The organism is Sphingomonas sp., assembly GCF_051962185.1.
Classification (GTDB): domain Bacteria; phylum Pseudomonadota; class Alphaproteobacteria; order Sphingomonadales; family Sphingomonadaceae; genus Sphingomonas.
In genome coordinates, this window is the sequence record NZ_JBQCCN010000170.1 from 1 (window position 1) to 6787 (window position 6787).

Here is a 6787-nt window from a genome sequence, read left to right on the forward strand (position 1 = left end):
CGCTGCTTGTGCGGCGCGCTGCCCAGTTCGCCCGACATCGCCGCGAACATCGCCGGCTCCATCTCCGCGGCATACCAGGCGAGCCAGGTGAGATAGGTGCCGCGTTCGGCCGCGTCCGGCGCCGGCGCCAGGCGAGCCTGCAGAAAGGCGTCCGCCAGGCACAGCACGATCGCGACCGATTCCGCGACCATCATGCCGGTATATTCGATCGCCGGCACGCGCTGGTCGGGATGCGGATTGGCGGCGTCGGGCACCCCCTGCCCGGTCATCGGGCGGAAGATCGACACCGGGCGGATCGTATAGGGCGCGCCGATTTCCTCGAGCAGCCAGATGATCCGGGACGAACGCGATTGCGGGGCGTGGTAGAGAGTGATCATCTTCTGCTCCTTCGTTCGGGGACGGCGAACCGATCGCCGCTCGACAAAAAGGCTTGTAGAACCACCCTACTGACAGCATTCTGTCAGTAGGAGTGTTGAGGGTGCAGACCGCTACTAATGAGGATCGAGACAGTCATGTCCGGGATGCTGTGGGAGGAGGAGTGCGAAGAACGGGGATGTTCCTCCGTTCGAGTGCCCCGACGCGCCACAGCGCCCGGACATGGCTGCCGCCCTTTGTTGGTGGATTGGGCGGTGGAACGTCTCGACCTCATTAGTAGCGGGTCTGCACCCTAGCCATGCGTCGCGCCGATCGATTGTTCCAAATCATCCAGATCCTGCGCCGCTCGTCGCGCCCGGTGACCGCGCAGGACATCGCCGCCGAGCTCGAGGTCTCGCCGCGCACCGTCTATCGCGACGTCGCCGACCTGATCGGCCAGCGCGTCCCGATCACCGGCGAGGCGGGGTTCGGCTATATCCTCGACGACGCGTTCGACATGCCGCCCTTGATGCTGACCCCCGACGAGATCGAGGCGGCGGTGCTTGGCGCGCAATGGGTGGCCGGCCGCGGCGACCCGGTGCTGGCCGCGGCCGCGCGTGACCTGATCGCCAAGATCACCTCCGTCGTCCCGGAAAAGCTGCGCCCCTTCCTCGCCGATCCCTCGATCGGCACGCCGCCGCATAACAAGGCGGCGCCCGATACGATCGACCTCGGCCTCGTCCGCACGTGGATCCGCGAAGGCCGCAAGATCCGCATCGACTATCGCGACGAGCGGGGAGAGGTCAGCGATCGAATCGTCTGGCCGGTCATCATCGGCTTTTTCGAACAGGCCCGGGTGATCGCAGCCTGGTGCGAGCTGCGCCGCGATTTCCGCCATTTCCGCACCGACCGCGTCATCGCCGCCGACTTTCTCGACCAACGATATGACGCGCGCCCGGGCGAACTCCGTCAGCGCTGGAAGCATGCGCTGGCGGAGCGCCAGCGACCGGCACGCGCGCCGATCTGACGCCCCTGCCGAAGACTGGCGATACACCATCGTCTTGCGGTTCATCCGGCGTGAGAAGACCTGAGCGGTCCCGTCGCCGGCGTCCTGATCAAGGAAGTTGCGCGGGGCGGCGACTTTATCTTGCTCGACCAATAGAACGTGTCGCGACACTTCCGCCTTCCGGCGCGCGACATCCATGCGATCCACCGCTGGGCGCCGTGGAAGTATTTGGAGCCGTCTAGCAGCCCACCAGCGCTGCGATGCGGTCGAAGCCTTCCGGATTCCCCTCAATGCGCAGGTACAAGGCGTCTTCGACGACGATGAAGCTGACGGGCCTCGTGGGCTTGCCGCTCCCGGCCGTCGCCCGATAGGTGCCGCACACTGAACGCGGAACCTTCAACCCATGCATCTCGTCAGCGAAGCGCACCGACTTCGGGTTGGCCAGGCCTCGCACAACTCGCGCTTCGGCAGCGGCGAAGGGCGATGAGTTATTTGTCGCCGGCTCGCGCACGGTCGGGCGAGTCGGCGACACAAATGCGGCGGCGAAGCAAAGCGCCACGCCGATCACGATGCCGAGTGCGAAGCTCAACCATTCTCCGACCGGCGCCCGCATCGCCCCTCCGCTCCTTCAACGACTCGCGAGTCGCGACGCTACCCGGGTGCGCGGCTCCCCACACCGAAAGATATCTCCGACTGCCGCTCAACCGATAAGATACTTCGTGCCTTCTCTCACCGCCGCTTCAACGAACGGCGATAAGCTCAACGCGCCTGCAGACGAAATAGGAGACCGAGTGGGCGGGTTATCCATTTCAACAGAGCGCTTTCGCGTAAATACAACGCCTTAAACTAGGGGTGGTGGTCCCGGAGGGACTCGAACCCCCGACGCCCACTTTAGGAAAGTGGCGCTCTATCCGGCTGAGCTACGGAACCACGTGCCGGCTCGTACCGGGCGCGCGGGAACCGGTCAATTGCAGGCTTCGGGTGGAACGACCGGAAACGGCAAGGGCGCGACGGTCACGCCATCGTCGATCAGCGCCTTCGCGTCCTCGGGCGACGCCTGGCCGTGAATCGGCGCATGCGCCTCTTCGCCGTCGTGCATCGCGCGGGCGCGATTGGCGAAGCTGTTGCCGACCCAGGTCGATCCCTCGAGCGCCTTCTTCTGCATCGCCGCCAGTTCGGCCATTGCCGCCTTCATGACCTCGGGCGTCACGCCATCGGGGCCGGCCGGAGCCGCGGTCCGCGCCGTCTGAACATTGCCCCCGGTCGCGATGTTGGGCGCCATCAACGCTTTCTCGATCGCGCCGTCGCCGCACAATGGGCAACTGACCAATCCCCGCGCGAGCTGATCCCGATAGTCGCCCGACGACCCGAACCATGCTTCGAACACATGGCCGGCGCCGCATTTGAGGTCGAACACGATCATGCCCGCACCACTTCGGGGATCGGGCGGCGATGCTTGAGCGCGGGGACGCGCATTCTGACATCTTCGAGCGCGGCCGGGTCGAGCTCGGCGAAGCCCAGCCCGGGCTCCTCCCCCATGTCGAGCAGCACCTCGCCCCAGGGATCGATCACCAGCGAATGGCCGTATGTCGCGCGTCCATCCTCATGCACCCCGGTCTGCGCCGCCGCCACGACGAACGCCGCGCCTTCGATCGCCCGCGCACGCAACAGGACATGCCAATGCGCCGCGCCGGTCGGGCGGGTGAAGGCGGCCGGCATCGCCAGGATCGTCGCCCCGGCATCGGTCAGCGCGCGATAGAGGTCGGGAAAGCGCAAATCGTAGCAGATTGTCGTGCCCAGCGCGCCGGCCGGCGTGTCGACCACCACGGCGCCCTCCCCCGCCGTATAAGCGGCGGATTCGCGCCAACTCTCGCCGCTCGGCAGGTCGACGTCGAACAAATGGAGCTTGTCGTAGCGCGCGCGGATCGCGCCCCGGTCGTCGATCACGAAACCGCGGTTGGCGAGCTTGCCGTCGGCGCGGCGGATCATCAGCGAGCCGATATGCACCCACAGGCGATGCTCGGCCGCCGCCGCGCGCACCGCGGCGAGTACCGGATCCTCGTCCTCCATCCAGACATTCTTGGCCGCACGCCCGCGGTCGCGATCGACCAGCCCCGACATTTCCGGCGTGAACAGCATCGCCGCCCCGCCCGCCGCGGCCTCGGCCACCGCATGGCAGAGCGTCGCGGCGTTGGCGGCGGGGTCGATCCCGCTGGTCGTCTGGAGTATTGCGATCTTCATGTCGCGAGCAGCGGGTCGAGCCCTCCCCGCGCGTCGAGCGCGGCGAGGTCGTCGGAGCCGCCGATATGCTTTCCGTCGATGAACACCTGGGGCATGGTCATGCGGCCGCCCGATCGCTCGATCATCTCGGCCTTCTTGGGACCGCCCATCGTCACGTCATATTCGATCGGCTCGACGCCCTTGGCGGCGAGCAATTTCGTCGCGCGCACGCAATAGGGGCACCACGCCTTGGTATAGATTTCGACCTTTGCCATAATACAATCAGGTGGAGAGCGCCGCGCGGCTTGTCAATCGGACGTATCGCCGACCACCCGCGCCCAGCACAGCACGGTGACGCGCCCGGCCCCCGCCTTGAGCAACACCCGCGTGCAGGCGTCGGTCGTGGCGCCGCTGGTATAGACATCGTCGACCAGCACGACGTGTTCGCCCTCCAGCCGGCGCGAGACGACGAACGCGGCGCGCACCGCATCGCGGCGCTGGCGCGGGTTCATCCCGCGCAACGCGGGCGTGCGTCTGGTCCGACGCAGCACCAGGGGATCGTGGATCACGCCGCTCCGGCTCGACAACGCATCGGCGATCAGCGCCGCCTGATTGTAGCCGCGCCCCCACAATCGCCAGCGATGCAGCGGCACCGGTACGAGCAGGTCGGCGTCCCCCGGCAAATGCCGCGCCATCAGCCGCGCCGCGGTCGTCGCGAACGCGAGCCGGCCGCCATATTTGAGCCGCAGCGCAACGGTCTTGGCGACCTCGCCATAAGCGACCGCCGCACGCGCTCCGGCATGGATCGGCGGGTTGGCGAGACAGGCGCCGCATTGCGCATCGGCGCCGCGATCGACCTCGAACGGCGTGCAACAGGTCGCGCACCACGGCGCGCCGATGAAGTCGAGCGAGTCCCAGCAGGTCGCGCAGAAGCGATGGTCGCCACGCACCACCGCGCCGCAACCGGGGCAGCGCGGCGGCAGCGCCAGCGCGAGCGTGTCGTCGACAACTTCCCTCAGCCCCATGACGCTCTTGTCGCGCGGTCGTCGCGGCGGCACAAGCGCGCGCGATGGACTCCCCGGAAATCTTCGATCGCGCGGCGCGCCGCCTGCGCCGCGACCGCGCCGCGCCCAGCTATGCCGAGCACGATTTCCTGCGCGCGGCTATGCTCGACGGGATCGCGGAGCGGCTCGACAGCGTGAACCGGCGGTTCGAGCGCGTGCTGGAGGTCGGATGTTTCGACGGGGCGTTCGTGCCGCCCCCGGGAAGTGCGCTGACCAGGATTGACGCCGGGTGCCTGTTCGCGGAGCAGGCCGGCGGCATCCAGGCGGACGAGGACGGGCTCCCGGTCGCGCCGGAAAGCTTCGACCTTGTCGTCTCCGCCGGCGTGCTCGACAGCGTCAACGACGTGCCGGGCGCGCTCGCCCAGATGCGCCGGGCGCTGGTGCCCGACGGTCTGTTCCTCGCCGCATTCGTCGGCGGCACCAGCCTGCCGACCCTGCGCGCATCCTTTCTGCAAGCCGAGGCCGAACGGCCGGCGGCTCGATTCCATCCGATGATCGACGTGCGCTCGGCGGGCGACCTGCTGGTTCGCGCCGGGTTCGCGCTCCCGGTCGCCGATGGCGAGACGCTGAGCGTGCGCTATCCCGACCTGTTCCGGCTGATCGGCGACCTGCGCGGGATGGCGGCGACCAATGTGCTCAAGGGCCGCGTGCCGCTTGATCGGCGCACGTTGGGCGCGGCGGCGACGGCGTTCGCCGAGCGTGCCGATCCCGACGGTCGCACCGCCGAGCGGTTCGACCTGATCTTCCTGACCGGTTGGGCGCCCTCGCCTGACCAGCCCAAGCCGGCGCGTCGCGGCAGCGCCACGACCTCCTTAGCCGCGACGCTCGGCCGCAAGGATTGAAACGAACGGCCGGTCCGCGGGCGGCATGTCGATGTCCGACAGCGCGTCCGGCCGCACCCAGCGCAACGCCGCCGCATCGAGCGCGGACGGCTCCCCCTGCCATTCGGTGCAACGATACAACAGCAAGAGCAAGTGCCGCGTCGCACGCGGCCCGCTGCTGAACGCGAGCGGCGCCAGCGCCGCCGGTGCGATCGCCACGCCAAGCTCTTCGTGAAGCTCGCGAACCAGCGCAGCCTCCGGGGATTCGCCCGGCTCGACCTTGCCGCCGGGAAATTCCCACAGGCCGGCATGCTCCTTCCCCTCGGGGCGTTGAGCGATAAGGACGCGGCCGTCGCGATCGGTCAGGGCGACCGCGACCACGGTCATCAGGGTCATTACGACTGCGTCCGTTGCGCTGTTGGTCATTCGTTAACGAAAAGTGCCTAGCATTTGTGATCAGATTGGGGAGCCGTACGCGGCAAAAAAGCGATGATCCATGTCCTTCGCCGTTTGGCCGGGAGTCGCAGAGGCGCGACCGCCGTCGAATATGGCCTGATCCTGTCGTTGGTCGTCCTGGCGATGATCGCCGCGCTTCAGGGCCTGGCCAGTACCACGACCGGTATGTGGAACGACGTGTCGACCAAGGTCCAGAACGCGCATTGATGCCGGACCGGAACAATTCCTTACGCGCTTTAAGATTTTCTCAACCGCCCCGGCTTACTGATTCGGACTGCTGGACGGGGGCATTTCCTGGTTCAGCCGGGTGACTGAAGTAGTTCGAACCACGGAGACCGGAAATGAAGACCATTCGCAAGATTTTCACCAACAAGAAGGGTGCCACCGCCATCGAGTACGGCCTGATCGCCGCGCTCATCGCCGTCGCCGCGATCGCCGCGATGCAGGGCCTGGGCAACCAGCTGAAGACGACCTTCACCAACGTGTCGTCGAACATGAAGGCTTCGTAAGCTCCAACGCTTACTGCTGACAAAGAAGGGCGGTGGAACTTCGGTTCCGCCGCCCTTTTTCATTTAATCTCCTCTCCCTTTGGGAGAGGAAGGGGCCCGCTCGGCGCAGCCGAGTGGGAAGGTGAGGGTCGAGTTAAGCGGTGAGCTGCTGCACTCACCCTTCCGCCGCGCTGCGCGCGGCTCCCTCCCTCTCCCACGGGGAGAGGGAATTTACAGCCGCCCCATCGCCAGGAACTTGTCGCGGCGGTCGAGCTTCAGCTGTTCCGGGCTCATATTGTGAAGTCCGCCCAGCGCGTTCGCCATTGCGTCGCCCAGTGCGTCGATCGCCGCCGCGGGATCGCGGTGTGCGCCGCCCAA

The 6787-nt window shown here is 67.2% G+C and carries 12 protein-coding genes and 1 tRNA gene; 4 read left to right on the forward strand and 9 right to left on the reverse strand.

Translation table 11 applies throughout. The annotated features are described in order from the left end of the window. A partial coding sequence (locus ACTHJR_RS10600) for a glutathione S-transferase N-terminal domain-containing protein (protein ID WP_440523133.1) occupies positions 1 to 377 on the reverse strand: 377 nt, incomplete at its 3' end. 296 nt (positions 378 to 673) lie between these two features. Here ACTHJR_RS10600 and ACTHJR_RS10605 point away from each other — a divergent pair. Further along, entirely contained in the window at positions 674 to 1381 is a 708-nt protein-coding gene (locus ACTHJR_RS10605; RefSeq protein WP_440523135.1) for a helix-turn-helix transcriptional regulator, read from the forward strand. A 217-nt stretch (positions 1382 to 1598) separates the two neighbouring features. On the opposite strand, the gene ACTHJR_RS10610 is transcribed toward ACTHJR_RS10605, so the two are convergent. The 6 genes from ACTHJR_RS10610 to ACTHJR_RS10635 all read right to left on the reverse strand — a co-directional run bounded on the left by ACTHJR_RS10610 (position 1599) and on the right by ACTHJR_RS10635 (position 4605). Beyond that, on the reverse strand, positions 1599 to 1949 hold the full coding sequence (locus ACTHJR_RS10610; protein ID WP_440523136.1) for a hypothetical protein: 351 nt from the start codon (positions 1947 to 1949) through the stop codon (positions 1599 to 1601). A gap of 264 nt (positions 1950 to 2213) precedes the next feature. Continuing rightward, positions 2214 to 2290, reverse strand: a tRNA-Arg gene (locus ACTHJR_RS10615). 34 nt (positions 2291 to 2324) lie between these two features. After that, positions 2325 to 2783, reverse strand: coding sequence for a DUF1178 family protein (locus tag ACTHJR_RS10620; RefSeq protein WP_440523137.1), 459 nt, complete (start codon positions 2781 to 2783; stop codon positions 2325 to 2327). Further along, positions 2780 to 3601 (reverse strand): carbon-nitrogen hydrolase family protein, encoded by an 822-nt coding sequence (locus tag ACTHJR_RS10625; RefSeq protein ID WP_440523138.1) that lies wholly within the window; start codon positions 3599 to 3601, stop codon positions 2780 to 2782. Before ACTHJR_RS10625 ends, ACTHJR_RS10620 begins: the two co-directional genes overlap by 4 nt. Further along, a complete protein-coding gene (gene grxC / locus ACTHJR_RS10630; protein WP_440523139.1) occupies positions 3598 to 3855 on the reverse strand; it encodes a glutaredoxin 3 in 258 nt (85 codons plus the stop codon). The genes ACTHJR_RS10625 and grxC overlap by 4 nt, the downstream gene beginning before the upstream one ends. A 33-nt stretch (positions 3856 to 3888) precedes the next feature. Further along, entirely contained in the window at positions 3889 to 4605 is a 717-nt protein-coding gene (locus tag ACTHJR_RS10635) for a double zinc ribbon domain-containing protein (protein WP_440523140.1), read from the reverse strand. A gap of 44 nt (positions 4606 to 4649) precedes the next feature. Here ACTHJR_RS10635 and ACTHJR_RS10640 point away from each other — a divergent pair, with 44 nt between their 5' ends. Then, entirely contained in the window at positions 4650 to 5486 is an 837-nt protein-coding gene (locus tag ACTHJR_RS10640) for a methyltransferase domain-containing protein (RefSeq protein WP_440523141.1), read from the forward strand. Here the strand turns inward: ACTHJR_RS10640 and ACTHJR_RS10645 are convergent. After that, positions 5457 to 5861 (reverse strand): (deoxy)nucleoside triphosphate pyrophosphohydrolase, encoded by a 405-nt coding sequence (locus ACTHJR_RS10645; protein ID WP_440523142.1) that lies wholly within the window; start codon positions 5859 to 5861, stop codon positions 5457 to 5459. The two genes, ACTHJR_RS10640 and ACTHJR_RS10645, sit on opposite strands and share 30 nt — an antisense overlap. A 93-nt stretch (positions 5862 to 5954) precedes the next feature. On the opposite strand from ACTHJR_RS10645, the gene ACTHJR_RS10650 reads away from it, so the two are divergent. Together ACTHJR_RS10650 and ACTHJR_RS10655 are read left to right on the forward strand one after the other, a co-directional pair. After that, a complete protein-coding gene (locus ACTHJR_RS10650; RefSeq protein WP_440523144.1) occupies positions 5955 to 6128 on the forward strand; it encodes a Flp family type IVb pilin in 174 nt (57 codons plus the stop codon). Positions 6129 to 6262: 134 nt separating this feature from the next. Then, positions 6263 to 6430: a Flp family type IVb pilin gene (locus tag ACTHJR_RS10655; protein ID WP_294040102.1), complete on the forward strand. Its 168-nt coding sequence runs from the start codon at positions 6263 to 6265 to the stop codon at positions 6428 to 6430. Positions 6431 to 6640: 210 nt separating this feature from the next. Here the strand turns inward: ACTHJR_RS10655 and ACTHJR_RS10660 are convergent, their stop codons facing one another. After that, a complete protein-coding gene (locus ACTHJR_RS10660; protein ID WP_440523145.1) occupies positions 6641 to 6787 on the reverse strand; it encodes a hypothetical protein in 147 nt (48 codons plus the stop codon).